We start from the raw sequence: 25,892 nt of genomic DNA on the forward strand, positions 1-25,892 counted from the left end.
TAGTTTTCGCTAAAAAGAGCTAAATCAACAGGGTAGTAAACGTAACGTCACAATTGCCTTAGCCATTGTTTGTGTTAAGTATGAATTCCTAACTAGTCATTCAACTAAAAAAAACAATCAACCTGCCACAAGGTTAAAACGATAGCCGACCCTTTGGTTTGCCCAGTTCTAACCTACCAAAATTGGTTGATTATGAAACGTACATATTCGCTTATTTTTTACCTCACTGCGGGCCTGTTACTATCCCTGACTAAACCCACGGCGGCACAGACCAATCCCTCATCCACAATGCCTGGTGCAACCCTGAAGGCTAGTGGCGTGAAGACGGGGGCCAATCTGGCACTCAGTGCGGCCCAGTCTCCCGACCACACGACCCTGCTCCAGTTGCTAAAAGCGTCGGGCTTACTTGAGCAAGCATCAGGCAAGGGTCCCTATACCGTATTTGCCCCCAACAACGGCGCGTTTTCGGCGCTGTCAGAGCCTTCGTTGTCCGAACTATTGCTACCATCAAGCAAAAATCGGCTTATCAACCTACTCGCTTACCACGTTATCAAAGGTCGGATAACCTCAGACCAGTTGAAAGACGGCCAGACGCTAACCAACCTGACAGGTCAGATTTTAACTATTCATAAACAGGGTAATGAGATCACCGTGGAAGACGGACGGGGCACTGTCGCCGATGTAATTCAGGCCGATGTCAGAGCCACAAACGGGGTAGTCTATTCCATCAACAAAGTACTCCAGCGCGACTCGCCTAAAGGACCTATTGTTCGATAATGACTTGTCCATGTCGACCTAGTTGCATTGTACATTTTTATGCCTACCCGCCTTCGCCAATACTGGCAGCAGTTACAGGAATCCCTCTGGTTTGTACCGGGCCTGATGGTATTGGCTTCCTTCGGGCTGGCTTACGGCCTGGTGGCGTTTGATACGCACACCAGTTGGCACGGCGAAAAGCAATTCCCGCTCTTATTCGCTTCTGGTGCCGATGGGGCCCGAGGGATGCTATCGGCCATTTCGGGCTCTATGCTGACGGTAGCGGCATTGGCCTTCTCGCTAACACTATCCACGATTTCCCAGGTAAGTAGCCAGTATTCACCCAGGGTGCTGCGCAACTTCATGCGCGACCGGGTCAATCAGGTCGTTATGGGCTATTTTGTCGGGGTGTTTTCGTACTGTCTGATTGTGCTGGGTACGATTCGAGGAACCGATGAAGTGAAGTTTGTGCCGTCAACGGCGGTTTTGGCGGGTCTGTTGCTGGCTTTAGGGGGCGTGGCGGCCCTGATTTTCTTTATTCATCATATTGCCGAATCACTCCAGACCGGCACGATTGTCCAGCACATTTTCCACGAAACCAATAAAGCTATTGATGCGTTGTTCCCCGATCAGTTTGGGGAGCCGATTGATGATCCCCAAAAAGCCAAAGCCGCCCTTGCCTACGCCGACGAGCAAACGGGCTGGCGACCCGTTTTTGCAAAGCAGACGGGCTATCTCCAACAGATTAATACGAACGGTTTACTGAGCTGGGCAACCCGGCACCGGGTTGTGTTACGGATCGAGAAAGAGATGGGCGCGTTTATCGGTGAAGGTTCTTTACTCTTTAGTGTTCGGAGTGGTATGGAACGAGATGAACCCGACGAAGCCGACTGGCCCAATGACTTAATGGACTATGTCAGCATCGGGCGACATCGTAATGTGGAGCAGGACGTCGCATTCGGTATTCAGCAGTTAGTTGACATTACCCTGAAAGCCCTTTCTCCCGGCATTAACGATACCACAACCGCTATTATGGCGATTGATTACCTCGGCGCGGTTGGCGAACGACTGGCCCGCCGTGAATTTCCGGCACGGTTGCGCTCAGATGGACAGCACCTGCGTGTATTGGTGCGAAGTACGGATTTCGAGGATTACATCCGACTGTCGTTTGATTTGCCTCGCATCAATGCCAAAGGCAACCACGCCGTGTTTCGGCGATTGCTTCGGGCATTGTCACTGGTTTACGTGGCAACTTGTTCCGACGAACGCAAACCCATCCTGCGTCAGCAAGCGGAATTATTACGAACCTACGCCAACCAGACGCTAGCCACCGACTATGAGAAGACAAGCGTGCAAATCCTGTACAAGCAGTTGGTGAAAAGTTGGTCGTAAGCACCAGATCCTTAGTCCACAACTGCTTCTAACCAAATTCTAAGGTTTCGTTAAGGCCTGCCTAAGCACTTCGCTGTCTATTGAAGTAATAGCCTAAACTATAAGGCTATGAGGGTCGCTAAAGGCCCTATTGGATTTTCAACCAATCTTCTACGACAATGACAGCTGAACACCCTACAAAACAACAAACAAGGACTTCCGGCCTAAATCCAAAGCACGTGCTATATGGCATCATTATACTGCTGGGACTTGCCATCTGTTATCTACTTTTCCGTAACTGGCAATTGACCAATCAATTTCGGCATGAGCGCACCCTATTGCAGGTAACGGCAAAAAACAACCAGCTACTTGTCAATCAACAGCAGCTGACATTTAGCATGAAAACCTTTGCCTGGGCTGTTCGAAACGCTATGATACAGAACAAACCGGGAGAAATCAATGAGTATTTCAACACGCTGGTCAAAGATAAAGGCGTCCAGGAAATGCTGCTTGTTGACACCAAAGGAAAGGTTACGCTCTCCACCAACAAGAAAAATCAGGGCATCCTATTCGCGACTCGGTTCCCGGCTTATCTGCTACAACAGCAGGATATTTATTTCAATAGCAAAACTCCCTATGAACTCTCGGCCCCCGTCATGTCTACTAATAAGCGACTCGGCACGCTGGTGATGTTCTACAAGCCCACTCCCATTCTGCCGGCTATGTCAACCGACAACTAATTATCAGGTTATTCATGGCGTTTTGAGCCGTATCGATGGCGTTCTAAACGAATCAGTTCCCTGGGTTTATGTATCTGAACGGGCAGGCTCGTCGGTAAACCTGACGGTTTATTTCTGGGTAGAGTCGCATCAGGCCAACGCCCTAAAGGTGAGCGACCAGGTACCTTATCCGCACTCGGTAATCTTGCTGGCCAGTAAGCCGATAAACTAATTCTGAATACCTTATGAAACAGACTCTTTCCTTTTCCCAGCGAGCCGCTTCGGCTGCTTTCATCGGTTTGTCGATAGCAGTCCTGTTTCTGCTGGTCGGTTATGCCGCTACGTTCTTCTTTCTGGTGTTTGGCGGAATCATTGTTGCAGTCGTAATTAATGGGCTAAGTGGGTATGTCAGTAACAAAACACACCTCTCCTACGGGGTATCGATGGTATTAGTCATGTTCCTGCTGGTCACGTTAGTTGGGGGCATTATGTGGGCTCTATCACCCACCGTCAGTCAACAAGCCGATGAACTGGCTCAATCGCTGCCTGCGTCGGTTGAACGACTTAAAAGCCATCTGTCGCAAACCGAATGGGGCAGAAAGTTACTGGATGGCCTACCCGACAAACCTAGCCAGCTACTCTCGTCAGACGGTCGGGGCATGGGCATACTCACCCAGGTTACCGGTATTTTTTCCAGTACACTGGGTAGCCTGGTCAATGTTCTGATCGTGGTCATAACGGGCATCTATCTGGCTGCCAGTCCTAGCATTTACCGACGTGGCTTTGTCAGGCTGTTCAATCCGTCGTATCGTGACCGGCTACTGGATGTCCTGGATCAGTGTGATACGACGCCAAAAAACTGGTTTATCAGCCGTTCGATTACGATGACCGTTGTGGGGGTAGCAACGAGTGTGGGACTGGCATTGTTGGGCATTCCTTTTCCTATTGTGCTAGGTATCATAGCCGGTATACTCAATTTCATTCCTAATCTGGGCCCTTACATCGCTCTGGCCCCGGCATTACTAGTAGCCTTACCACAGGGAACGAACTATGTTGTCTATGTTTTCGCGCTTTACATGGGCGTTCAGTCTTTGGAAGGCTATATACTGACACCACTGCTCGACAAGAAATTCGTTTCAGTACCTCCCGCCTTGCTTTTGTTCGGCCAGGTATTGTTAGGCATCCTGGTCGGGATAGCAGGCGTTTTATTTGCCTCTCCCCTCATTGCTGTTTTGTTAGTGATTATTCAGGAATTATATATAAAAGACCGACTGGAAAAAGGGGCTAAGGGCTAAATCTGGATAGTCAGCAATCCTTGCTCTAAGCTATTTCTAAGGGAATGTTAAGTCGGCCTTAAGTCCGAGTGCTCACCTTTGCTTATCAAACAACGTAAACTCAACACGTATGAAAACGATCACTAATGCTGTTACCATGCTGTTTATGGTCATAGCTTTCAATGCATGTACCCCTAAAATGACATTTGTTACATCGGCAATTGTGCCGGCGGCAACGGGGGCAGTTAACGTAAAAAAAGACAAGAATAAGAATTATGTCATCCATGTAAACGTGCAGAATCTGGCAGAGCCCAACAACCTTAACCCTTCTAAGAGTACCTATCTGGTCTGGATGGAATCAAGTGAGAATTCAAGCAAAAAATTAGGTCAGTTAATGCCAACTGGCAAAACGTTAAAGGCTACCCTGACGACAAGTACAATAAATGAACCAAGGACAGTATTCATTACGGCAGAAGATAGAGTAGATGTACAGTATCCAGCCGGGCAAGTCATTCTAACAACTAGAAGATAATCAATTATATCGCTGCCAATTAGCTTACTTTTTAAGAAACTAGTAGTAGCCCATTATCATCCTTGATGGAGGCTTACTTTAACTATTTTTAAAAAGACATCAACGGTAAGCTTATCATTGACGAGCAGGGCATTGGGCGGATAAGCGCAGCATTAAGAAATAAGTTGTCATGATTTCGTCCCTGTAGTGAGGTGAATAAAAACGAACAGACCACTTCCTGAGTTATTCGGATATGGTCAAGCGAACTGCACTAATTTCAGAGGGTATTCTACAGTTTATCCTGTTCAGCAACACCTATATTGCACTTTGCGCGGTTATCATGTGCCAGGCCACCGCCCGACTTTTTAAACTTAATTTGCCCATCTCGTTTCTGGCGTTTGTCTTTGTGGGTACGCTGGGTAGTTATTCACTACACTGGTTTTTGACCGATTCATCCACTGATGAAACTAATCGAAGTCAGTGGAATCAAACGCACAAACAAACACTACTTGGTTTGTTTATTGGCACTGTTCTGGTTGGCCTTTGGCTACTAGTCTATTTACAATCGTACGTTCTTGACTTACTGCCCGTCGTCTTGCTGACTTTTTTGTATTCAGCCCCTAAAATCAACTGGCGATTGTTTCGTATCCTGCGCCGGATTGCCGTTTTTAAATCGATCTATCTTACTTTAATTTGGACTTACGTCACAGCCGCCCTTCCCTTGTTAATGGCAATCTCGGTTCAGCGACCAAGTTGGGTACTTATGGGAACCTGGCTTATAAACCGGTTTCTATTAATTTACAGCATTGCGCTCTGGTTCGACTACCGCGATCGGGCTATAGATCGGCAGTCGAAGTGGCTTACGATTGCATCAATGCTCACTGAAACTCAGATTCGTTGGTTCTTCTACGGGCTTGCTTTATGTTTTGGATTGACTATTCCTATTTTGTACAGACAGTGGCTAAACGTCTGGCCCGTAGTATGTTTAAGCGCACCCATGGCACTATTAGGGCTGACAATTCGATGGATTGCTACGAAGCCGTCAGATTATGGCTATTACCTGTACGTAGACGGATTGCTGATGCTGTCTGGTATCCTATTGGAGTTCGGGCCAACTAGCTAGTTTTACGAACATGTATCGTCCGGAAACATGCTGACCTATTACCAATTGACAATGAACTACCAAGTGCTAACTTGGAATAAGGGAAAAAGTGAACTTAGAGGTATCCTCCAAGCTAGCAAATAATCTTCTTTATTACTTAGAATCAATAGAGTGAACAAAAACCCTCTTATTCAGTAGTGAATAGCAGGCGACACGTTCAGCTAATTGTCGATCGAGCCAAGTATTGAATTAAATAAAGGGTACACATATGGGTAAAGGGACTAAGCTCTATAGCATCTTTCTGAATAAATGTCCCCGTTGCCAAACCGGCAACTTCTTTGCCGTCAATAACCCCTATAATCTTAAACAATTTGATCAGATGAATGCCCAGTGTCCCTGTTGTGGGGAACGCTTCGAGAAAGAGCCGGGCTATTATACGGGCGCACTCTATGTGAGTTACGCCTATTATGTGGCCCTGATTGTGAGCTGTTTTATCTTGTTTGAAGTACTACTCGATATGGATTTGACGTACTTCCTGCTCATTTTAGTGGCATTGATTATTGGTTTGACGCCACCCGTTTTTCGTCTGGCTCGCCTAACCTGGATTAATTTTTTTGTCTCGTTCGATCCCCATATACCCACCCATTGTCCCTAACGGCCGCGTAGTATCCTGGCGACCATGCTCCATGAAGCTGTCTTCGTACTTTCTAAAGCAGCTAATCTATCTTTAGATCGAGTAAGATAAACAAGGTTACTTATCGTCTAAACGTCCACCGATGAACAACAACAGGAGATTCCTGAATGGCGTTGTAAAGCTGGTGGTCCGATTTGAAAATTAGTTGATCCAGTTCGACTGTTTCAACATGCACCTCAAAGGTTGACAGTTCATACGGCCAGGGCTCCAGGGTCAATGAATCATCTGTTCGTTGATGTAAATAGTAGGCTACCCCATCGGGGCCTTTGCTCACCTCTAACCGCCGTTCTTCAGGAGGGATTTGTTGCAGGCATAACACTAAGGATAACGCATCACACCATTGCAGAAATTTATACGCATAATCAGCCTCTGCTTCAGTCGCTTTCGTTTGTTTTCGCCATTGTGCCTGATTTGTCCGCTGCTGGTCTAGAAAGGCATCTAGTTTTTTAGTAGTACCTCGCTTGGGCTCATACAGAAAGGATATATGCATGGATACCAGTAAGGCATTCCAGCGACTTTTTTGCAAGCCTATCTGAAGTAGATTCTGACACTGCTTCAGCGAAAAATCAACCAGTTGAAAATGTAGGGGGGCACCGGCAGCGGTCAGGTGATTCCGTTTTTCCCAGGCAACCTGTCCATCATCATGCTCAGCGACAGCAAGGAGCGTTTCAGCCCAACGAGCTGGGCGTTTGTCCACCTTCCAGGCCAAGGCCAGTTGTAAGGCAAGTAAACCGTGAGCAGGCTGATGAATTAACTGCCAGCCTGATTCTGTTTGGGTACTTATCATATAAAATGAACCAGGGATGATTCCCTTGATTAGTCAGGGTAAAAAAAAGCCCTTAGCCACCGCGCATCGTCATCCGTTTGATCGAACTACGCTAGGGTTACCAGGTAATTATCACAGTAAATAAAGACAACAGGCGGAGTATGAGAAAGACTTTTTGATTACCGACCTTGTAAGGAAATGGACCTTAGACAATCAATCAACAACGAGTCAGACCATTGCCTCATTTCCACTTGGAGTTTCAACGTGGCGGGTTAGCCGTACTGGGTTAGTATATAGAGACAACAGTTAACAACCTGACTTCGGCTACCGATTTATGAGATTTTTTATTCCGTTTACCACAGATTTAGAGCAGGCACAACTTGTTTTTCAGTGGATCGAAACACGTCTGAACAGGAAAGGTATTTTCTTCAAAAAAGAACCCATATTTCAGATACTATACTGGCAAGACAATCAGTCTATTACAGAAACAGTCGGGCAGAAAAATTTAGGTACGAGTGAAGTAGTAATGACCATCCTGATGAATGAATCAGAATGTCTAATCTGTAGTCACAGCAGGGGAATCCTGTCCAGAGAAATAATACGAATTCCAGCAAGCCTGATCGAAACCGTGATTGTATTTGACTACAGGCAATTGTAACTGCGACGAATACATAAGCCAACATCCATACCACCAAGAAAATGCTGACTGTAAATAAGCTACATGTTTTTTTGTAGCAGATTCCAGCCGTGAATCACTATAGATTGATTCAGAATCGGCACCGTTACCTTACTTCTGATCAATCCGCATCGCTATTAAGCAAACAACTAAGGTTAAACGTACAGATTACCAATACAAACTTAAATCAATGCTTGTGCTGCAGGCATCCGTTTTTCAGTCTCGTACTGATCTTTTATTGGTTCATTTTATCAATACATAGTTTAAACACAAATCAGTAGATGAATCCATTAAATAACCCCGAACACGAAGAAGGGCCTGTAACGAAGGCCATTGAGGAACAAACAGCGAAACTACCCTCAGATCTATTTCTGTGGGCGGCCCTGGGTTCTATGGGTATTTCCTTATACCTTAAGGCCACAGGACAAAGTAACCGCAGTCTCTTTGTGGGACAGTGGGCAGCTCCTTTTTTGTTGCTTGGCCTCTATAATAAGATCGTTAAGCTGGAAGGACATGACAAGACTGACAAGAAGTAAGCTATGTATGCAGCGTTAGCTGTATAAAAACTCATGAAGTTTAATCAATTGATGAAAACTTCACACTTATGACTCCATGATAGATACTACTGATGCAATAGACGACGAAGCTATTTTCCGTTCTATCGTCATGGAGTCACCTATTCCGATTGCTTTACTGGTTGGTCGGGAGTTGATTATTACAGTCGCCAATGAACCTCAGTTAACCGTTTGGGGGAAAGGCAATCGGGTGATGGGCATGCCCTTAGCCCAAGCCATTCCCGAGATGCAGGGACAGCCCTTTCTTGCCATACTCGATGAGGTATTTACAACGGGAATCACCTTCGCCACGGATAATACCCCAGCCGAAATGGTCGTCGATGGGATTCGTAAAACGGTCTATTTCGACTTTTCATTTAAAGCGGTTCGGGATCGTAAAGGAGCCGTGTACGGCATCATCGCGACGGGTGTCGAAATAACCCAGCAAATAGCCGATCAGCAGGCACTCCGGCAGAGCGAAGAACGATTTCGTGACTTGTCAATCGATCTGGATCGACAGGTACAGGAGCGAACCAGGCAATTGGAAGAGTCAATTCAGGATTTAAAACGATCCAATCAGAACCTCCAGCAGTTTGCGTACATTGCTTCTCACGATTTGCAGGAACCTCTGCGCAAAATCCAGCAATTCGGTGATCTGCTCAGGAATCAATATAGCGATGCATTGGGTGAAGGACTAACCTACATTGAGCGAATGCAAGTAGCCGCCAGTCGAATGTCTACGCTGATTCGAGACCTACTAAGCTATTCGAGAATTTCTACCCAGCGAGATACCAGCCGAACGATCTCACTGACTACCATTGTGGCAGAAGCCGTATTGAACCTTGAATTACGTATTCAGGAAACCAACGCTTCGATACAGGTTAGCAACTTACCCATGGTTGAAGGAGATTCCTCGCAATTAGAACACTTATTCCAAAATCTGTTGAGCAATGCATTAAAATTTCACAAGCCTGGGACTATTCCTCAAATTCAGATCAAGTCGAGCTGGGTGGATGCTTCGCACTTACCAAAGACGAGTAAGCCCAATCGAGGAGCGATCGCCTATCACCGGATCGATATCGTTGACAATGGAATCGGCTTTGACGAAAAGTATCTGGACCGCATCTTTCAGGTATTCCAGCGGCTACATGGTAAAGGTGAGTATGTCGGTACAGGCATTGGGCTGGCCATTTGCGAAAAGGTGGTTGCCAATCATGGGGGAGTAATCACGGCCACGAGTCAACTTGGTCAGGGCTCAATCTTTAGTATATATCTGCCTATCTAACAGGTCGAAGTATACTTGTTTACCAGTAGAAAAAGGCCGTTCCCTCACAGAATAGGATTTCACTCGTGCTGTAACCTACTGTAGTGCGTTGAACTTTATACGAAAATCTTTATTCACTATTATTTACTTATGCATTACGATTATGCCATTGTTGGAGCTGGTTTCGCCGGAAGTGTTCTGGCCGAACGTTTAGCCAGTCAGTCAGGAAAAACAGTGTTGTTGATTGATAAACGGCCCCATATCGGTGGTAACGCCTATGATTGCCTCAATGAGGATGGCATTTTGATTCACCAGTACGGGCCGCATATTTTCCATACCAATTCACCCGATGTATTCGCCTATTTATCGCAATTTACCGAGTGGCGGCCCTATGAACACCGCGTGCTGGCTTCCGTAGATGGCCAACTGTTACCTATTCCGATTAATCTGGATACAGTCAATAAACTGTATGGCTATAACTTTACCTCTGAAGAACTAGCCGATTATTTTAAAGGTGTAGGTGAATCCGTCGATGAAATTCGGACGTCCGAAGATGTTGTTGTTAGTCAGGTAGGCCGCGATCTATACGAAAAATTCTTCCGGGGGTATACCCGTAAACAATGGGGCGTCGATCCATCGGAGCTGGATAAGATGGTCACCTCGCGTATTCCGACCCGCACTAATCAGGATGACCGCTATTTTACGGATGAGTTTCAGTACATGCCTCTCCACGGCTACACCAAAATGTTTGAAAAAATGGTGGACCATCCGAACATCCACCAGATGCTCAGCACCGATTTCAAGGAGGTAAAAGACCAGTTGTCGTTTGACGAGCTGATTTATACCGGCCCCGTCGATGAATATTTTGATTTCTGCTACGGTAAACTTCCGTATCGATCCTTACGGTTTGATCACCAGACGCTGGACGTATCCGATTACCAGCCCGTTTCAGTTGTCAACTACCCTAACGATCATGCCTATACGCGCATTACGGAATATAAGAAATTAACCGGCCAGGAGCACCCTAAAACCAGTTTAACATTCGAGTATCCACAGGACGAAGGTGATCCCTACTATCCGGTCCCACGACCCGAAAATGCGGATCTGTATCGGCAGTATAAGCAGTTAGCGGATCAACAACCCGGTGTTCATTTCGTAGGACGACTAGGTACCTATCGATACTATAATATGGATCAGGTGGTAGCGCAGGCGTTAACGCTTTACAAAAAATTTGTTGGTGCCGATTCGCTCCAAGATGTGATTTTAGGTTGACCGTTGGTTCTTGCTACTAATTAACGTGAATTATGGCCGATTTACGAATAGCATGATACTTGTTTTTTGTCATCCCGACGTCAGGAGGGATCTTCGGCAACTGGTTACTTACCGAAGATCCCTCCTGACGTCGGGATGACAAAAAACAATACTATAAATAACTAACAATCAGTTAATAAAGTCAGATTTTATCCATAATTCACGTTAATTAGCTAAACGGAATAATTAGCCTCTTCCCATATATGTTTGAATAGTAAAGCGTCCTGCTTCATGTAAATATTATTGAAGAAAACGTAGCTGGTCTTATCGGCTGGCAGCAATTCGATTAACTCGGTTAATTCCGATGATTCATATTGGTACCGCCAGCCCTGGCGGCCATGAAGTCGAAAGTAACAGTAGTCGGGGGTCACGGTTGTGCTGGAAAACGGATCAACCACATGCCATAGGTCAAGGTCTTCGCACAAGTCATGTACGAGCTGTTTATCCCAAGTACCGCGAGGCTCCCAGCCACAGTTCAGTCCTTTTCGCTCAATGCGGGAAAAGAAGTGAACCAAATTATGAATATGCTCAGACGTTTGGGTAAAACTGGCTGGACATTGAAAGACAACCGTTTTAGCCCCCAACGCCTGAGCACACGCCAGCGTATATTGCCAGGCCTCGTCAACAAGAGTAGTCGGTTTGAAATACCCAGCTTCTGCCCGTTCAGCTTCCGACAGGTTACGCTTTAACCGTTTGTAGGTTGGACTTTTTGCGGGGTGTGTAATGAGTTGCCAGGCTTTCAGCGTGAACTCGAAGTCAGTTGGCACCTCAGCTCGCCACCGTTTCAGAGTAGCTAGCTGGGGTGGCTGATAAAAGGTTTGCTGAATTTCAACACAGGAAAACAGCGCTGCATAGGCTGCTTTAGAACCTCCAAGACCACAGGTGCCGATTTGTACGTTGCTAGTCATCGTGGCCTCTCTACAGGCAGCTTGAAAGCCCAAACTACATTATTGATATAACTCTAAAGAAACTACCTGTTCGTTCAGGATTCGTTGCATGTGCCGCCAGGTTTGATCCCAGGACTGTTTCCGTAAAAATAGATCCAACGCGACTTCATCGTTGCCCAGTGGCTTTTGCAATACCGATTCGATACCCTGTAGGAAGGCTGATGCAGAGTCGGCAATAACGACCCGATCCCAGTCACCATAGGTGCGCACCACATCCCGAATGGGCGTTGACACGACGGGTAAACCAGCCGCTAAGTACTCCGGCGTTTTTGTTGGACTGATAAACCGAGTTGCTTCATTGATGGCAAACGGCATCATGGCTACCTGCCAGTTGCTGAAATAAGCCGGTAGTTCTTTATAATCCTTCATGCCCAGGAAATGCAGATTAGGGCCTTTGGGCAAGGTAGCGGGATCTATCTTAACAATTGGTCCCAAAAGAATAAACTGCCAGTCGGGCCGCTGTTGAGCAAGTTCGCCGAGTAATACCAGATCTAACCGCTCATCAATGACTCCACTGTAGCCAATTCGTGAACCAGGGATCGTGGCCTGATCAATGGGGTCAGCCAAACCGACGCTCGAGGGAGATGGCTGCGCCTTTGCAAAGTGGGCATAATCGATACAACTTGGAAACGCATATACCTTCGCGTGACGCTTTTGCTTGGCCTCATACAAGCTGTAGCCACCGGTAAACACCACATCGGCCCGGTTCAGCAGCCGTTGTTCCTGATCAATTAGTTGCGGAGAGGCCCCAAAAAAGGCAGACAACTCGTCCATGCAATCGTACAGGACAGCTTTCGGTTGCAGATGATCCGTAAACGAAAGTGCCATCGGGGTATAATACCAGCTGAGGTAGTTGGTTATTTGGTGTTGGGTAATTAACTCGTTGACTAACTGTCGTTGGAGCTGAATCACGGTTTGTTCGTCAAGGTGTCGGGGAAGGTGGGGCACCACAACGCAGAGGTTCTCGGCTACTGACCGAATCTCCAGATGAAGGGTATCGTCCCAGATGGGTTCCTCTACATACCAGACTTTACACTGACGGGCGGCCCGACTCAACAAATGTTGTGGTCGTTGATAAACGAAGTTCCAGCGCAGATGCGCAAAACAAAGAAGATGATCGAAGGCAAGATGGGTAGATTCACTCTCCAAAGAGCCATTGTTTTTTAAATGCGTTGGTTGTTCCGTGCGTACAGGTTGTGTTTGGGTTGGTACGGAAGAGATTTCGGAGACGTGTTCAGAAATTTCGCTCATAGTCGAAAACGTTGAGTTTTGTTTACCTGAACCAATGGCAGTCAGGTCAGATTGGATTATAAGTATGTATAAACTCAACTAAGCCAGCTAGATTTTATCGTGCTTGCACAACAGACGAATGAGGGAACGGCCCCAGGCATAGACTGAGTTAAAAATCCATTAATTTTTTCATTATTTAATACATATATATTTGATTATTAATAGCTTACAAAGACGTATATTTGGTCTTCTTCATCCAACAGTAATTTATGAATAGTGCGAATAAACTGAACTCAGCGTTACACGAGAATTTTAAAAATGCCAAGCTGTTAATCATTGACGATAATGCGGACCATGGCACAATTATGCTGGATTCAGCCAGCCGATGTTTACCCGAAGTAAAACCAATACTCGTTACGACGGAAGCAGATGCCTTGACCTATCTGGAGCGGTGTAATACTGAAGAATGGGAACTTCCTAAATTGATTCTTCTCGATTTGTATTTACCCAACAAGCAAAACGGCTGGCGTTTGCTGGATCAAATTAAATCACTTCCAGCCGCTATGGGCAAAATACCAGTGGTGTTACTTAGCCAATCAACCAGTAAAAGCGACATTCGTGAAGCCTACCAGCGCGGCTGTTCATCGTATATGGTCAAGCCCCGCTTATCAACTGATTGGTTAGTTCAGTTTCAGTCGCTCAGAAGTTATTGGTGGGAAACCGTTACGTTGCCCAAAATAGATTACTCCCTATTTTAAACAGTACTATAGGTCTAATTAGCTAGCTGTACAATTGTCAGCCAGTACAGAAGCAGTTCTTTCAGCACGCTGACAAACGCCGTTGGTTCATTGGGTACACTTACAACCGAATTGGCATCGAGCAGGTAGGCCTGCATCATATTATTTCCAGGCGCAGCTAACCAGATTACAGGAATAGCCCGCAGCTTGGGATGGCCTTTCAGGGTCTGCAAAGTCATAATACTATCTACCCGGTTGGTTCGGGAGTCGATAAAAATCAGCGTAGGCCACTCCTCAGAAGGAGTAAGCAGTAAAGAGGAAGCCAGCTCGGCTCCAGATGAAGTGGCCTGTAGGTTACAGTCTAGCCCTAACTCATTGATACAATGCTGGGTCAGCAGCAGCGTATCACCCGACATAATAGCCTGAATGCGCGGGGAGTCAGCCCTATAGTTATCAACTTGAACCGATTCAGGCTGCTTCGATAACACATCCGCTTTTGGCTCAACGAGCGTATGGTCAATCTGTAATAATTGTTTTACCTCATGCCAGCGTCGCCTGCTGACGGGCAGTTCAGTTCCATCCGATAACCGCACCGATCCCGCCATTTTGGGGCGAGGTGGCGGTTGCATGCTGACAACACAATCGGGATTGATCAGCGCTATCTTGTGTATGCGAATAAACGAAGGTAACCGTTCTTCAAAATACACCAGCGGCTTGGCCAGTAAGCGTCGTTCTCCATTGCGAAACTGCAGCCAGGCATAGTTATTTGCTCCTGTGAAGTAGGCAAGTAAGGAAGGCTGTTCCAGGAGTTGATGAATGAGTAACACGGTTAATCTTGTTTCGAATCGGTAACTGACTTAGTTCACTCGTAATTAGTTGGCTGATTACGTAGTAATAGGTCCATTTGTATTAACCCAATAGGAACAGACCTGTTTGAAAAGTGTTTGCATAGATTCTATATATCTGGGCTTTGCCAGACAGGAATTCGCTCCGGCTTCGTAACAGGCCTGGACTTCCTGCGCTGATGCGCCACTAGTCACCATCACGACAGGGATCACTTTCCAGTCAGGCCCCTGCTTAAGCTTCCTTAACGTTTGTTGACCGTCCAGGATTGGCATATGAAGATCGAGTAAAATTAGAACTGGATGCTCCCCAGCTGTTTCCAGCTCATCCAGCATAATACGCCCGTTTGTAAATACCGAAAGGCTGTACTGAGGCAGAAACTCAGTAAATACGTATTGGACCAGCGCTAGGTAGTCCGTCTCGTCGTCAACTATATAAATTAATGGCTTCTTCACTCCTGTGTGTTTTTCTTAGTAATGATTCAGCGCGATTGCGTTTAAACGAACACGTTGCTCGCCCTAAGGCTTTCTACATCTGCTTAATGCGTATAATGAAGCGGGAAGCGGATTCGGAACAACGTACCCCGGCCGGCAACACTTTCTATTTCAAGACTTGCCTTTAACAGCTCACATAGCCGTTTAACGATCTGTAGACCAATGCCTTCGCCTTGTGTAGCCTGTTGCGAAATCTGGCTCAGTTCATTACTGTCCGGAATCGCTGGCACGTCTTCTGGTAAAACCGTTACCGGTTCTGCAGCATCGGGGGCCAACACACTGGTTGCTTCGACGGTTGGCCTGAGTTGATCACCAAAGATACCAGCTAAGCCAGATGGCAAACCTGGCCCCGAATCCTGAACACTGACTATCCACCGCGCTTCGTTTTCTAACGCCCAGGATATGGATACAAAGCCCGTTGAGGTATATTTCAGGGCGTTCAGGAGTAAATTTTGCATAATCCGTTGCAGTTGGATCGGGTCTGTTTCAACAGATAGCGAAGTAGAACCATTGGCTCGTAAAACTAATTGGCGCTCACGAGCCAGCGCCTGACCACTTTCCACAATTTCGTGCAGTAATGGGGCCACGTCAACGGGCAGAATCTGAAGCGTTTCTTCACCGGCTTCAATTCGGGATAAATCCATCAACTCCGTTAGCATGACTTCTACACTGGCCAGATTTCGACTCAGCATCGCTAAATACTGCTCTCGTTGCTCGTCACTTAGGCCTTCCAGTTTCAGCATATAAGCCGCTCCGTTGATGATGCCTAATCCTCCTTGTAAATCATGAGCGGACGTTCGTAGTAAATTCACCCGCTCTTCAGACAACTCGGTCATCTTTGTCAGGGCCTGCTGGAGCGCGGTCGCCCGCTGAACAGCTTCCAGTCGTTGCAGTTCATCAAATTTAAAGACGCTCCCTTCTATGGTTTCCTGCATGATCTGGGCAATCTGTTGTTGTACATCAAGCAACAAAGCAGCCTGCGTTTGCGGAAAAAGGCCTTGAAATACCCGAAGCTCACTGTACAGAATCTGGGATAAATACGATAACTCCCGCATTGTGTTCATCAGATCAAAGGATTTCTGCCAGCGGTGCAGGCCATGTGCCTGAGCCGTGATGGCAGGATCAGCGTCGGGTTCCTTTCCTAACAAACGGGCTTCAAGGATATCCAGGATTAGTGGAAGTAGATTATTGAATTCTTCCCGACTGAGCGATAATCCTTGACTCAGACTTGGATCGGCCTGACAGGTGGTTCTCCAGTTGTTTAAAATCGTTTCTCGTTGTGCAAATAAATAGGCAACAATGGTCGATAAAGTCGGAGATGAGTCTGAGAACATAGATTCCATAGAGAGGAGTAAATGTGATACGGGGTAGCGTTGTGTATGGTTGATCTTAGGCTATTTCACCAATCCGATTTACCATTTTTTTGTTGCCGCCCCAGAGAGCCAGTTTAGGTCTCTACAGGAAAGGTAGTCAAGTTGGTTCATGTCACCAATTCATCATAGAATTTTAGATAAGGGAAGCTTGATTGCCTGTTCTGGAAATCCAGTTCAGGGCGTAGAAAGGATAGCGATTGAACGATCGGGAAGCACATCTAGCTGACTGACTCGCGAGCCAGGATCAGACTTTCGTTGAAGGCCATTAACAAATTAAGCACACACCTATAGAGTATACAGATACCAGGAGTAGTCGCTTACAACAAACTCCCACAAGTGAGGCAACGGTCCCAATGGATATGGTCAACACAGCCATCCATAATTCGACAAGGTAAGGTAAAGACAACAACCGGTTTTGGGGTGCCTTAGTACCGTTGCCTTATTCCCATTGAAAGCAAAAGCACTATCCATTGACGCGATAAGGTTTAATTCAAGTGTAAGCAGACGCAATAAATAAACTTCCCGTAAAAGAAAAAGTCAATCTAGATCGGTGTTACAAATTACCTGGACAGTATGAAACTCAAGTCGATTGTTGATCAGCTTCAACACGAAGCGAAAGTGGTGCAGGGAGAGGCAACCAAAGACAGTATCTATGTTAGTCATACGACGCTCCCGGATGAGCGGGCGGCTGACGAAGCGTTTGCTAGGTCTGTAACGAAACTACTGAATGTGAATGGCTGGTCGGCACTGTCCAGTATTGCGGCAGATTTCGCGCTCTACAGCTCGGCTGGCAAAGCTAAACCAGAAGGGCCGGTCGACGTAGGCGATTTTATTCAGATTGTACTACCTGGCCCAACGCCTGAGAATTGGGTACGCGTTATTCATAAATCGCTGGATAGCAAGCGGGCTGAATTCACGGTTCAACCCAGCCCTGACCCAATGGCCAATAATCCGGACCAGATTGAACACTTTTTTAATGACCAGGCCCGCAGCACCTTTCGGGTAGAGTTGAAGGACAGTACAGTTCGCGCCTTTCAGATTGGTCAACAGGAAGGTATTAACAATCAGCAGCCACAGGCCGGAGATCGTGCCCTGATCAATACCCTTATTGCCGAAACAGGCTGGCTATTTTATCAGAAAATTCAGTGGCAACTGCTAACGGATTACCTGGTTCAGGAATAAGCTCATCGATCAATTTTGTTGCACTCCGTTGAACTTTAAATCCAGTCTTTATGATTAGGGCCAAACCTGTAACGGGCTTGGCCCTAATCATAAAGACTGGATTTAGGTAATCGCTTAAGGATTAATATTCGTACTTAAGTCCCATTTTCTTGGCCATATCGGCAAACATCTGGGGATCAAAATCCTCCGCGCCTGGCGCATTCAGTTGTGGCTCTTCCTCCAGATCAGGAACGGGATAGCCGGGCATTCCGCCTTCCACGACGAAACATTCCTGGCCATCATCGGGGTGTGGACCATTCCAAATCAGGCCCGCCTGCTTATAATCTTCCTGGCTGAAGGTGTATAAGGACAAATGAAGTTTCTGATCCATAAATTTCCGGGCTTCCGGAAAGGCATTATTGCTCAGGTTTGGAATCGGCAGGAGTTTCGTGACTTCCACGCCCGTGAGTTTTTCCAGGGCTTTGGCATAGGCCACCACATGCAATCCTCCACGTACCAGCAAATAGCCGACCATCGTCCGGGCCGTGGGGTCGGTTACCATTTCGTACGCCTTTAACTTATTGGCGCGGGCACCACATTCCAGAAAGAAATTATGCAGTAGATCCAGTTTCAAATTACCACTGCTAAATACATTCTGACCCGTCCAGAAATTACCCATCGAATCCATCGGTAACGACGCTTGTCCGCTGGCCATCGTATGGTACGTATTTCGGAAATCTGTGGCATCTGCCAGGGGAGCTTTTACAGGATCGACACCCCGTTTGGTTACCCCGGTCAGGAGCAGATTAATGGCATAGGAGACCACTTCTATATGGCCATATTCTTCACCAGCGATACTGGCGATCACATCATAAAACGGGCGTATTTTCTTGCGTCCCCGAAAATTGAACGATTGAAAGGTATAATTCATCAGGGTCGACATTTCGCCGAACTTACCACCCAACAATTCCTGAAGAGCAGCAGCATCGTTGGCCGAAGGGTTCTTCGGCATCGGCAACTCAATCGGGAGCCGGTCCATTTTTAAAATCATAACCTTGTCGTTTAGTCGGAAATCTGGAACACTTGTTCTTTAACCCAACCTACCCCTAAAGGCTATAGTTAGAAACGAGCAGTCCCCTACTAGGCAACGGCCCTGTTTCTTTCAAATCACAGGATTCGCCAATCGAATGCTATGTTGATAAATCAAAAAGGGGTGGTGAAATCGTATGTATCGTCAAGTTTGTTTGCGCTTATTGACTAGATAAAGAAGAGGTAGATTGGCTGCTTGAAATAACCTTCTTCCAGTGAGGGAGCGGCTTTCCCTTAAAAAAATCCTGAGCACATCTATTGGCGTGTTGTTGGGTTCAGATCTCGCTAAAAGACAAGATTTATAATCCCTATTCTCAATCGGTATGCCTACGTTCTTGCCACGGTTAACTAATACGAAGAAAATCGAATCAATATTGGCCTACTCGTTTCAAGGCAGAATGACTATGGGATGTCCCTTTTCGCAGGTCTATTTACTAAGTTTTTAGTAACTCTTTGCTTACTCAATCCGTTTCATCTCTTGTTCGGCCAATGAGGCTCTCATTCAACGTTAGAAAGATTAATTCTCTATGGAAATCCTAGTCCTACTTTTATATGGACTGGCCCTGATGCTGCTATTTTTTTATAACTGTGGTCAGTTAAGCCTTATTCTCATTTACCTGCGATCAAAGCGAAAGCGTCTGCTGACGGCTAAACCTGCCTCCGTCATTTTGCCCGTTGACTTACCCCGTGTAACCGTTCAATTGCCTGTTTACAACGAGCTTTACGTAGTCGATCGGCTCATCGACGCGGTGGTGCAACTCAACTATCCTAAAGACAAACTTGACATTCAGATCCTGGATGATTCTACGGATGAAACCGTGTGGCTAATTGCCCGTAAGGTTGCCACCTATCAACAACTGGGCTTCGATATTCAACACATTCAACGGCCCGATCGAACCGGCTTCAAGGCGGGCGCATTGGCATACGGGTTGAATGTGGCCAAAGGAGAGTTTATCGCCATTTTCGACGCTGATTTTGTCCCAGACCCGGAGTTTCTGATCAAGGCCATTCCGCACTTTACTGATCCACAGGTGGCTATTGTCCAAACCCGATGGGGACATCTTAACGAAGAGTTTTCCTTATTGACTCAATTACAGGCATTTGGCCTCAATGCCCACTTTACTATTGAACAGAGTGGTCGTCATACGGCTGGCTTATTGGCTAATTTTAATGGCACAGGTGGTATTTGGCGTAAAGAAGCCATCACCGATGCTGGCGGTTGGCAAAGTGATACGTTAACAGAGGATTTAGACTTGAGTTACCGGGCTCAACTGAAGGGCTGGAAATTTGTGTATCGGGAAGATATTAATTCCCCCGCCGAATTACCGGTCGCGATGAATGCCTTAAAATCGCAGCAATATCGCTGGATGAAAGGTGCCGCTGAATGCGCCAGAAAACTAATTGGTCGGGTACTTCGAACACCTAACCTATCATTGACGATAAAGCTTCATGCGCTGTTTCACCTCTTCAGTAGTGCTTCGTTCATTTTAGTGTTAATTCTGGGTGTGATGAGTGTACCGCTACTTTATATCCGTAGCCAGCATCCGGAATGGGAGTGGGCTTTTCGGGTCATAAATCTATTTCAAGCCAATTTATTCATTCTCATTGCGTTCTATGGCATCCCGTTGTGGTTTTTAAAGTCAAATTCTAAGGCGAAACTACTTTGGTATTTTCCGATGTATTCTTCCCTGATGATGGGATTATCCTTACATAACACAATTGCCGTAATCGAGGGGTACTTAGGCCGAAGGACGCCATTTATACGTACGCCGAAGTTCAATGTTAAAACGGGTTCGGATCAGTGGAGTGCGAATAAATACGTAAGTCATCAGCTCAACTGGATGACGATGATTGAAGGACTTTTCGCAGCCTATTTCTTAGGTGGGCTCGTGCTGGCCATCTATCTGCAGGATTATCGCCTGTTTTTTCTCCACCTCATGTTTATGGTTGGCTTTGGGATGGTTTCTATGTACTCACTGTACCAGGCCAATTATAGGCTTACAGTACAACAACGAGTCAATGTTGTTAAGGTGGCGGGATAAAACTAAAACGTTGTAAGCTAAGCAACTTTATGTCCAATAGAGTATTGTACAACTCGAAACGTAGGGCAGTCCGGCGTTTCTGATGTCCTGTAGAGCCGTTTCAGCCTGCTATAAACATCAGATTTTGATCCGCCAGCTGCTTTGCCAGCTATAATCTTAACTATGCGTGAATTGTGCAGCTACTATAACGTTTGATTATACAATACCAATTACAACTATAGTAAGCGTTTACAACTATAGTAAGCGTTGGAAATTTCGCTGCCACAGGTTCAAAGTGATGGTTGCTTAGCCTGATTCTTTTTGTAGAGCGCAGCATGATTAGTAAACCGGATGGATGGTTAACGGGTTTTATTTTTCAAGTACATACATTTTCTTTTCATCATAATCCCAAACCGTTTTGTACTGCTCAAAAAAGCGGTAGCCAAAGCAGATATAGTTGGCCTCGGTGATTTGCATTCCCTTTCTAAATGGAGCTGTTTGCTCAAGGCTGTAGGGCGCAATACCTTTTACACTTACTTTAAGGCTTCCGTTTATAACTAGGTTAGTAACATTAACCGTCGAATCATCGTAGCCATTTTTCCCGGCGTCAACCAGCAGCTTCTTCTTTTTCAAAACGTTCGCTGCCTGATCCTCCAATTGGATCAAACCATATTGCCCCGTATCAAATGAGCCAAGCAGGTCAACACCACCGACCTTTACGCGAACCATCGGGTGATTGGGAAGCCGTCTGGTGTCAAAGTCGAGAACAGCCACTACTTTTTCACCGTTCAAGAAGTCCTTCGACCGTTTTCTAGCCTCAGTGACTTTATAAAAAGTGAGCTTTCTTTTTACATAATCGAGTTTAAAAAGATACCCTTTGAAAAAATCATGTCCTATATACCCAAGGCAATCAGGGGTGATGTGATCCTGAAGGAAATCAAGATTAGCACTGGTAATATTCAACAGGTTACGGTAAGTAAGGCCGTTCTTAAACTTAACTTCGGCAATGGTGTCGTTCATGTTTGATATAAATGATTGGCCGCTTCCAACCTGTCCCTTACTTACTGCTCGTTTACGCGGTAAGTTTACTGCGTTGTCGTTAATTTCAATGTAGCACTTATTGCCGGTATCGAACATAAATTTTCCCTTAACGCCATTTACCGCTACCGATACAAACGGAAAAGCGTCAACAAGTGTCAATGGGAATATAATACTATCCCCCTGGAGTTCGGGTCCATGTTGGAATACCTGTTCTGAAGGGCGTTGCGCTACAGCCCGTAGACTAGTGATGCTTAACAAAAAAAGTAAAAGTGTCTTTTCCATGTGCTTGTCGGGTGGTTACCAACCGTATCTTTAGTGCGTATTTTTAATTTTACATAACTGATTATCAGAACTACTTGAACACTGTCAATTAGAAACACATCAGGCACAAGCCTAGTTGGTAGGCATATGCCTGATGTCGATTTAATGCATGCTTTAGGCTAGGGCTAAAAAAGAATTAACTTCTTTAGCCAAGTCCTGGCTATATTGGAAAAGTGCACCATGACCTGAATCACTCCATAGAATGAGTTTTGAGTTGATCAGGTACTGGGAGAGCGTGAATGAATTGATAGAAGGCACAATCAAATCATTGGTGCCGTTTACAATCAAAACAGGCTGTTTAATATGGCGCAGCTGCTGGTATTCCGGATCTTTTTCATACCCGTAGGTAATGATGGCTGTTGCCTGTGCATTTACCGTTGCTCCGGTCGTAGGCGTATCGCGGTTCTCTTTTCTTACTTGCAGACGTTCCAAGAATTGTTCGCCCGCTTCTACGCCGTTCGCTGTTTTTGTGAAAAATATATTTCGCAGCACTTTGGCAGGACCATCCGACATACCGGCGGTTACTACGTTCACAATGTCGGTTATCCCTTCACTGCCTTTTGGGCCGGTACCTGCCAGAATTACTTTGCTTACCAAGTCAGGATAGCCTTCGGCCAGGTTTTGTGCAATAAAGCCGCCTAGTGAAAAGCCAAGTAGATATACTTTTTCCAGACCTAATGCCTTAATGAACGCATAAGCATCATCGGCCATTTCGCTTACTGTAGTGGGCGTTTCGCCTTCGCTGCTACCGACCCCCTTGTTATCAAATAAGATGATCGGGTGTGTTTTGGCCAATTCATTGGTTAGGGCCGGATCCCAATTATCTAACGTACCAGTAAAGTGTTGCAGGAAGACAATGGGTATGCCTGCTTGCTGTCCAAATGAACGATAAGCGAATTTTGCACCTTTTACGTCGATAAAGGTAGTTGGAGCTGTTTCGTGAGTAAGTGACATTTTGTTGTGTTTTATGATCGGGCTTCTTCCAACGGAAAGAAGAAGCCCGAGATGAAGAATTTATTTTTTGCTGTTAATCAGGTTACTACTTGCTTTCGGCAATCAGTATGGCGGCCAGTTTATCCGGCATAGAAATGAATGGTGTATGGCTGCTTTGCAGCGTATACACGTTATCAACTTTGCTGTTTTTCACCATGTATTGTTGGGCAGGATAACTGATCGCATGGTCATTCTCAGTGTGGATATACACCTTCCTGATGCTGCCAAAATTCTTGTCAGTCAGCTGTACCGGGGTAGCGAGAGGTACCAGGGGTTCGGCTTTAATAGTAGCGGCAATATATTCCTGAACCTGCTGAGGGGCATCGGCCGCGAAAATATCCGCTACCCCTTCTTTCGCAATGATTGCCGCACCATGCTCCTTATCGACGGTCAGAAACTTGCCTATATGCGATGCCGGATCCCCTTTTGCAAGGCCTAAAAGGCTGTCGCCGTCATGCGGAAGGGCTGCTGCCAGATAGATCAGTTTTTTGATTTGTGAAGGGATTTCTTCGGCCACCTGGCTGATGACCAGTCCAGCAAAACTATGGCCTACCAAAACTACATTGGTGCGGGTGCCGATAGCTGCTTTTACCTGGTCAACATACGTTTGCAGGGTGATACCAGCAAATGAAGTGGTATCTTTTCCGTGGCCTGCCAGGTTAACCGTGATCACCTCGTCGCCCTGGGCCTTTAACAAAGGGGCTACTGCATCCCACGCCGAGGCATCTGACCAGGCGCCGTGAACCAGTACGACCGTTTTAGCATTTTTACGGGTTGTTTGTTGGGCCTGAGCCGAAAACCCTAGTACACTCATTGCCATTGCTATTATTGCTGTTTTCATGATTTGTGGTGCCTAATTGTTTAGGACACCACAAACCTCGGGCTCTGCTGCGGCAATAAGTTTAACCCAGGTTAAAATCAAAAAACCCGCTAAAAAACTTGTTTAGCGGGTTTCAGTAGGCATAGCCAGCAGGTGCTGAGTTTTACTTTCCCACCATTCGTTTACGAATCCGGCTCAAGGATGGCCCCTGGATACCCAGGTAAGAGGCAATATGATACAGAGGTACCGAATCCAGAATAGTTGGATGTTTCGCCATCATTTCCCGGTAACGGTCTTCCGGGGTTTTAAATAAAAAACCTTCGGTATTAGTCATTACTTCATGAAAAGCAGTTTCGGCAACAATCCTTCCAAACCGTTCCCACTGGTGCGATTGTCCATACAGTTCATTCAGATGATCAATATGTATATATAATATATGCGAATCAACCATAGCCTCCGTATAATAGTCGCAGGCGGTTTGGGCTAAAAAACTTTTATAGGAGGCTACAAACTGGTGATTAGTAAAGAATAGCATGTTCTTTTCTTCACCCGTGTCATTATTTACCCGATATATCCTAAATACCCCGTTTATCACAAATCCAAGGTGCTTACAAACATTTCTATATTCATTATAAAACTCACCTTTTTTATACTGCTTTGATTGCCAGTACGGTAATGACAGGTCAAATACGTCCGGTTTCATACCGGCAGAGCCTAAAACCGTTCGTAATAAATCGATCTCTGTTTCTGTTTGGTTCTCTAACATGCTATAAAAATATAAATTTTTCTCATATCGACTATCGGCACAAGCCGATACCATCGTGCATCGTCATTACTGATAAATCACCGTATGGGTTGCTTTATAAGGTCTACTTTGCCTTATTTTCGATTTTAACCTGGGTTAAACTTATTGCCGCAGCTTAGCCCGAGGTTTGTGGTGTCCTAAACAATTAGGCACCACAAATCATGCACAAACTTATCTTACTCTTACTTTCTGTAGCTACTGCTACTCTTATGTTCACATCCTGTTCAAAAAAGAATGATGACGTGAAACCCGTTGCTAAAAATTATGTGTTGGTACACGGCGCATGGCAGGCTCCTTATGTATGGGATGCCGTAAAAGTCAGCCTGATTAATGAAGGCAACAATGTAACCGTTGTGGAACTGCCTGGCCACGGCAGCGATCAAACCGTTCCCTCAACCTTAACATTGACCAGTTACAGAGACAAAGTTATTAATGCCATGTCAGGAATAAACGGCAAAGTTATCCTGGTAGGTCATAGCTTAGGCGGTATGATCATTTCTGCCGTTGCCGAGCAGAATCCGTCAAAAATTGAAAAACTTGTCTATCTAGCAGCCTATCTTCCATCGTCCGGGCAATCCTTACTGTCTCTTGCGGGTACCGACGCCGGCTCAGCACTGGGTGACTCCGTTAATCATGTTGCTATACTTAGCCAAAATGCGAACGGAACCCTTGATGTGTTACATGACCAGATTACGAACGTCTTTATCCAGGATGGTTCTGCTCAGGTACAAACTCTTGTTCTACAAAATTATCGCCCTGAACCAGCCATTCCATTTACCAATCCGGTGACATTAACTGCGGCTAATTTCGGCTCTGTTGAGAAGGTTTATATTAAAACCTTACAGGATCGTGTGGTTTCTCCGGGTCTGCAAGACAGAATGATCGCATCTGGAAACGTAAAAACAGTCTATCAATTAAACACCAGCCACTCGGCATTCTTAGCAAAACCAGATTCGGTAGCCCTATTGTTAACTAGAACAGGACAATAACTTAGCCGGAAAGAATTCGATATAATAATC

The 25,892-nt window shown here is 45.8% G+C and carries 26 protein-coding genes; 15 read left to right on the forward strand and 11 right to left on the reverse strand.

Annotated features, from left to right (window positions below; all coding sequences use genetic code 11):
- Positions 1–192 precede the first annotated feature (192 nt).
- From H3H32_RS26925 to H3H32_RS26960, 8 genes are all read left to right on the forward strand, one after another.
- Positions 193–777, forward strand: coding sequence for a fasciclin domain-containing protein (locus tag H3H32_RS26925; protein WP_182458842.1), 585 nt, complete (start codon positions 193–195; stop codon positions 775–777).
- Between the two features lie 39 nt (positions 778–816).
- Entirely contained in the window at positions 817–2,148 is a 1,332-nt protein-coding gene (locus H3H32_RS26930; RefSeq protein ID WP_182458843.1) for a DUF2254 domain-containing protein, read from the forward strand.
- Positions 2,149–2,306: 158 nt separating this feature from the next.
- Positions 2,307–2,867 carry a hypothetical protein gene (locus H3H32_RS26935; RefSeq protein ID WP_182458844.1) on the forward strand — a complete coding sequence of 187 codons (561 nt, stop codon included), beginning with the start codon at positions 2,307–2,309 and terminating at the stop codon, positions 2,865–2,867.
- Between the two features lie 22 nt (positions 2,868–2,889).
- Positions 2,890–3,078: a hypothetical protein gene (locus H3H32_RS26940; RefSeq protein ID WP_240543502.1), complete on the forward strand. Its 189-nt coding sequence runs from the start codon at positions 2,890–2,892 to the stop codon at positions 3,076–3,078.
- A 13-nt stretch (positions 3,079–3,091) separates the two neighbouring features.
- Positions 3,092–4,141, forward strand: coding sequence for an AI-2E family transporter (locus H3H32_RS26945; RefSeq protein WP_182458845.1), 1,050 nt, complete (start codon positions 3,092–3,094; stop codon positions 4,139–4,141).
- A 109-nt stretch (positions 4,142–4,250) separates the two neighbouring features.
- Positions 4,251–4,652, forward strand: coding sequence for a hypothetical protein (locus H3H32_RS26950; RefSeq protein WP_182458846.1), 402 nt, complete (start codon positions 4,251–4,253; stop codon positions 4,650–4,652).
- Between the two features lie 232 nt (positions 4,653–4,884).
- Complete coding sequence (locus tag H3H32_RS26955; protein ID WP_182458847.1) at positions 4,885–5,754, forward strand: UbiA prenyltransferase family protein; 870 nt, start codon at positions 4,885–4,887, stop codon at positions 5,752–5,754.
- Positions 5,755–6,001: 247 nt separating this feature from the next.
- Entirely contained in the window at positions 6,002–6,388 is a 387-nt protein-coding gene (locus H3H32_RS26960) for a DUF983 domain-containing protein (protein WP_182458848.1), read from the forward strand.
- A 100-nt stretch (positions 6,389–6,488) separates the two neighbouring features.
- On the opposite strand, the gene H3H32_RS26965 is transcribed toward H3H32_RS26960, so the two are convergent.
- On the reverse strand, positions 6,489–7,214 hold the full coding sequence (locus tag H3H32_RS26965; protein ID WP_182458849.1) for a DUF3891 family protein: 726 nt from the start codon (positions 7,212–7,214) through the stop codon (positions 6,489–6,491).
- Between the two features lie 936 nt (positions 7,215–8,150).
- Here H3H32_RS26965 and H3H32_RS26970 point away from each other — a divergent pair.
- From H3H32_RS26970 to glf, 3 genes are all read left to right on the forward strand, one after another.
- Positions 8,151–8,405 carry a hypothetical protein gene (locus H3H32_RS26970; protein ID WP_182458850.1) on the forward strand — a complete coding sequence of 85 codons (255 nt, stop codon included), beginning with the start codon at positions 8,151–8,153 and terminating at the stop codon, positions 8,403–8,405.
- 76 nt (positions 8,406–8,481) lie between these two features.
- Positions 8,482–9,708 carry a sensor histidine kinase gene (locus tag H3H32_RS26975; RefSeq protein ID WP_182458851.1) on the forward strand — a complete coding sequence of 409 codons (1,227 nt, stop codon included), beginning with the start codon at positions 8,482–8,484 and terminating at the stop codon, positions 9,706–9,708.
- Between the two features lie 129 nt (positions 9,709–9,837).
- Positions 9,838–10,959 carry a UDP-galactopyranose mutase gene (glf, locus tag H3H32_RS26980; RefSeq protein ID WP_182458852.1) on the forward strand — a complete coding sequence of 374 codons (1,122 nt, stop codon included), beginning with the start codon at positions 9,838–9,840 and terminating at the stop codon, positions 10,957–10,959.
- A 212-nt stretch (positions 10,960–11,171) separates the two neighbouring features.
- Here glf and H3H32_RS26985 read toward each other — a convergent pair whose 3' ends face one another.
- Both H3H32_RS26985 and H3H32_RS26990 read right to left on the reverse strand, forming a co-directional pair.
- On the reverse strand, positions 11,172–11,906 hold the full coding sequence (locus tag H3H32_RS26985; RefSeq protein WP_182458853.1) for a DUF72 domain-containing protein: 735 nt from the start codon (positions 11,904–11,906) through the stop codon (positions 11,172–11,174).
- A gap of 39 nt (positions 11,907–11,945) precedes the next feature.
- Complete coding sequence (locus tag H3H32_RS26990) at positions 11,946–13,196, reverse strand: glycosyltransferase family 1 protein (RefSeq protein WP_182458854.1); 1,251 nt, start codon at positions 13,194–13,196, stop codon at positions 11,946–11,948.
- 248 nt (positions 13,197–13,444) lie between these two features.
- Between H3H32_RS26990 and H3H32_RS26995 the strand changes: the two genes are divergently transcribed.
- Entirely contained in the window at positions 13,445–13,933 is a 489-nt protein-coding gene (locus H3H32_RS26995; protein ID WP_182458855.1) for a response regulator, read from the forward strand.
- Positions 13,934–13,947: 14 nt separating this feature from the next.
- Here H3H32_RS26995 and H3H32_RS27000 read toward each other — a convergent pair whose 3' ends face one another.
- The 3 genes from H3H32_RS27000 to H3H32_RS27010 all read right to left on the reverse strand — a co-directional run bounded on the left by H3H32_RS27000 (position 13,948) and on the right by H3H32_RS27010 (position 16,592).
- Positions 13,948–14,739, reverse strand: a complete 792-nt coding sequence (locus tag H3H32_RS27000) for a response regulator transcription factor (RefSeq protein ID WP_182458856.1) — start codon at positions 14,737–14,739, stop codon at positions 13,948–13,950.
- Between the two features lie 57 nt (positions 14,740–14,796).
- Positions 14,797–15,210, reverse strand: coding sequence for a response regulator (locus H3H32_RS27005; protein ID WP_182458857.1), 414 nt, complete (start codon positions 15,208–15,210; stop codon positions 14,797–14,799).
- Positions 15,211–15,293: 83 nt separating this feature from the next.
- Complete coding sequence (locus tag H3H32_RS27010) at positions 15,294–16,592, reverse strand: sensor histidine kinase (protein ID WP_182458858.1); 1,299 nt, start codon at positions 16,590–16,592, stop codon at positions 15,294–15,296.
- Between the two features lie 603 nt (positions 16,593–17,195).
- On the opposite strand from H3H32_RS27010, the gene H3H32_RS27015 reads away from it, so the two are divergent.
- Positions 17,196–17,804 carry a hypothetical protein gene (locus H3H32_RS27015; protein WP_182458859.1) on the forward strand — a complete coding sequence of 203 codons (609 nt, stop codon included), beginning with the start codon at positions 17,196–17,198 and terminating at the stop codon, positions 17,802–17,804.
- A gap of 121 nt (positions 17,805–17,925) precedes the next feature.
- On the opposite strand, the gene H3H32_RS27020 is transcribed toward H3H32_RS27015, so the two are convergent.
- Entirely contained in the window at positions 17,926–18,834 is a 909-nt protein-coding gene (locus tag H3H32_RS27020; RefSeq protein WP_182458860.1) for a manganese catalase family protein, read from the reverse strand.
- Between the two features lie 565 nt (positions 18,835–19,399).
- Between H3H32_RS27020 and H3H32_RS27025 the strand changes: the two genes are divergently transcribed.
- Positions 19,400–20,914 carry a cellulose synthase family protein gene (locus H3H32_RS27025; protein WP_182458861.1) on the forward strand — a complete coding sequence of 505 codons (1,515 nt, stop codon included), beginning with the start codon at positions 19,400–19,402 and terminating at the stop codon, positions 20,912–20,914.
- Positions 20,915–21,262: 348 nt separating this feature from the next.
- Here H3H32_RS27025 and H3H32_RS27030 read toward each other — a convergent pair whose 3' ends face one another.
- From H3H32_RS27030 to H3H32_RS27045, 4 genes are all read right to left on the reverse strand, one after another.
- Entirely contained in the window at positions 21,263–21,913 is a 651-nt protein-coding gene (locus tag H3H32_RS27030) for a hypothetical protein (protein ID WP_220472565.1), read from the reverse strand.
- Between the two features lie 456 nt (positions 21,914–22,369).
- Positions 22,370–23,209 (reverse strand): alpha/beta fold hydrolase, encoded by an 840-nt coding sequence (locus H3H32_RS27035; protein WP_182458863.1) that lies wholly within the window; start codon positions 23,207–23,209, stop codon positions 22,370–22,372.
- Between the two features lie 85 nt (positions 23,210–23,294).
- Entirely contained in the window at positions 23,295–24,089 is a 795-nt protein-coding gene (locus tag H3H32_RS27040) for an alpha/beta fold hydrolase (protein WP_182458864.1), read from the reverse strand.
- Positions 24,090–24,231: 142 nt separating this feature from the next.
- Positions 24,232–24,834: a Crp/Fnr family transcriptional regulator gene (locus H3H32_RS27045; protein WP_182458865.1), complete on the reverse strand. Its 603-nt coding sequence runs from the start codon at positions 24,832–24,834 to the stop codon at positions 24,232–24,234.
- 200 nt (positions 24,835–25,034) lie between these two features.
- Here H3H32_RS27045 and H3H32_RS27050 point away from each other — a divergent pair, with 200 nt between their 5' ends.
- Positions 25,035–25,862: an alpha/beta fold hydrolase gene (locus H3H32_RS27050; RefSeq protein ID WP_182458866.1), complete on the forward strand. Its 828-nt coding sequence runs from the start codon at positions 25,035–25,037 to the stop codon at positions 25,860–25,862.
- The last annotated feature ends 30 nt before the right edge of the window (positions 25,863–25,892 follow it).

The organism is Spirosoma foliorum (assembly GCF_014117325.1).
GTDB classification, from domain to species: Bacteria; Bacteroidota; Bacteroidia; order Cytophagales; family Spirosomataceae; genus Spirosoma; species Spirosoma foliorum.

Bases quoted from the DNA above. Each gene is read 5' to 3' on its own strand.
- H3H32_RS26925 (WP_182458842.1), top strand. From the start codon at position 193: ATGAAACGTACATATTCGCTTATTTTTTACCTCACTGCGGGCCTGTTA.
- H3H32_RS26930 (WP_182458843.1), top strand. From the start codon at position 817: ATGCCTACCCGCCTTCGCCAATACTGGCAGCAGTTACAGGAATCCCTC.
- H3H32_RS26935 (WP_182458844.1), top strand. From the start codon at position 2,307: ATGACAGCTGAACACCCTACAAAACAACAAACAAGGACTTCCGGCCTA.
- H3H32_RS26945 (WP_182458845.1), top strand. From the start codon at position 3,092: ATGAAACAGACTCTTTCCTTTTCCCAGCGAGCCGCTTCGGCTGCTTTC.
- H3H32_RS26950 (WP_182458846.1), top strand. From the start codon at position 4,251: ATGAAAACGATCACTAATGCTGTTACCATGCTGTTTATGGTCATAGCT.
- H3H32_RS26955 (WP_182458847.1), top strand. From the start codon at position 4,885: ATGGTCAAGCGAACTGCACTAATTTCAGAGGGTATTCTACAGTTTATC.
- H3H32_RS26960 (WP_182458848.1), top strand. From the start codon at position 6,002: ATGGGTAAAGGGACTAAGCTCTATAGCATCTTTCTGAATAAATGTCCC.
- H3H32_RS26965 (WP_182458849.1), bottom strand. From the start codon at position 7,214: ATGATAAGTACCCAAACAGAATCAGGCTGGCAGTTAATTCATCAGCCT.
- H3H32_RS26970 (WP_182458850.1), top strand. From the start codon at position 8,151: ATGAATCCATTAAATAACCCCGAACACGAAGAAGGGCCTGTAACGAAG.
- H3H32_RS26975 (WP_182458851.1), top strand. From the start codon at position 8,482: ATGATAGATACTACTGATGCAATAGACGACGAAGCTATTTTCCGTTCT.
- glf (WP_182458852.1), top strand. From the start codon at position 9,838: ATGCATTACGATTATGCCATTGTTGGAGCTGGTTTCGCCGGAAGTGTT.
- H3H32_RS26985 (WP_182458853.1), bottom strand. From the start codon at position 11,906: ATGACTAGCAACGTACAAATCGGCACCTGTGGTCTTGGAGGTTCTAAA.
- H3H32_RS26990 (WP_182458854.1), bottom strand. From the start codon at position 13,196: ATGAGCGAAATTTCTGAACACGTCTCCGAAATCTCTTCCGTACCAACC.
- H3H32_RS26995 (WP_182458855.1), top strand. From the start codon at position 13,445: ATGAATAGTGCGAATAAACTGAACTCAGCGTTACACGAGAATTTTAAA.
- H3H32_RS27010 (WP_182458858.1), bottom strand. From the start codon at position 16,592: ATGGAATCTATGTTCTCAGACTCATCTCCGACTTTATCGACCATTGTT.
- H3H32_RS27015 (WP_182458859.1), top strand. From the start codon at position 17,196: ATGAAACTCAAGTCGATTGTTGATCAGCTTCAACACGAAGCGAAAGTG.
- H3H32_RS27020 (WP_182458860.1), bottom strand. From the start codon at position 18,834: ATGATTTTAAAAATGGACCGGCTCCCGATTGAGTTGCCGATGCCGAAG.
- H3H32_RS27025 (WP_182458861.1), top strand. From the start codon at position 19,400: ATGGAAATCCTAGTCCTACTTTTATATGGACTGGCCCTGATGCTGCTA.
- H3H32_RS27030 (WP_220472565.1), bottom strand. From the start codon at position 21,913: ATGAACGACACCATTGCCGAAGTTAAGTTTAAGAACGGCCTTACTTAC.
- H3H32_RS27035 (WP_182458863.1), bottom strand. From the start codon at position 23,209: ATGTCACTTACTCACGAAACAGCTCCAACTACCTTTATCGACGTAAAA.
- H3H32_RS27040 (WP_182458864.1), bottom strand. From the start codon at position 24,089: ATGAAAACAGCAATAATAGCAATGGCAATGAGTGTACTAGGGTTTTCG.
- H3H32_RS27045 (WP_182458865.1), bottom strand. From the start codon at position 24,834: ATGTTAGAGAACCAAACAGAAACAGAGATCGATTTATTACGAACGGTT.
- H3H32_RS27050 (WP_182458866.1), top strand. From the start codon at position 25,035: ATGCACAAACTTATCTTACTCTTACTTTCTGTAGCTACTGCTACTCTT.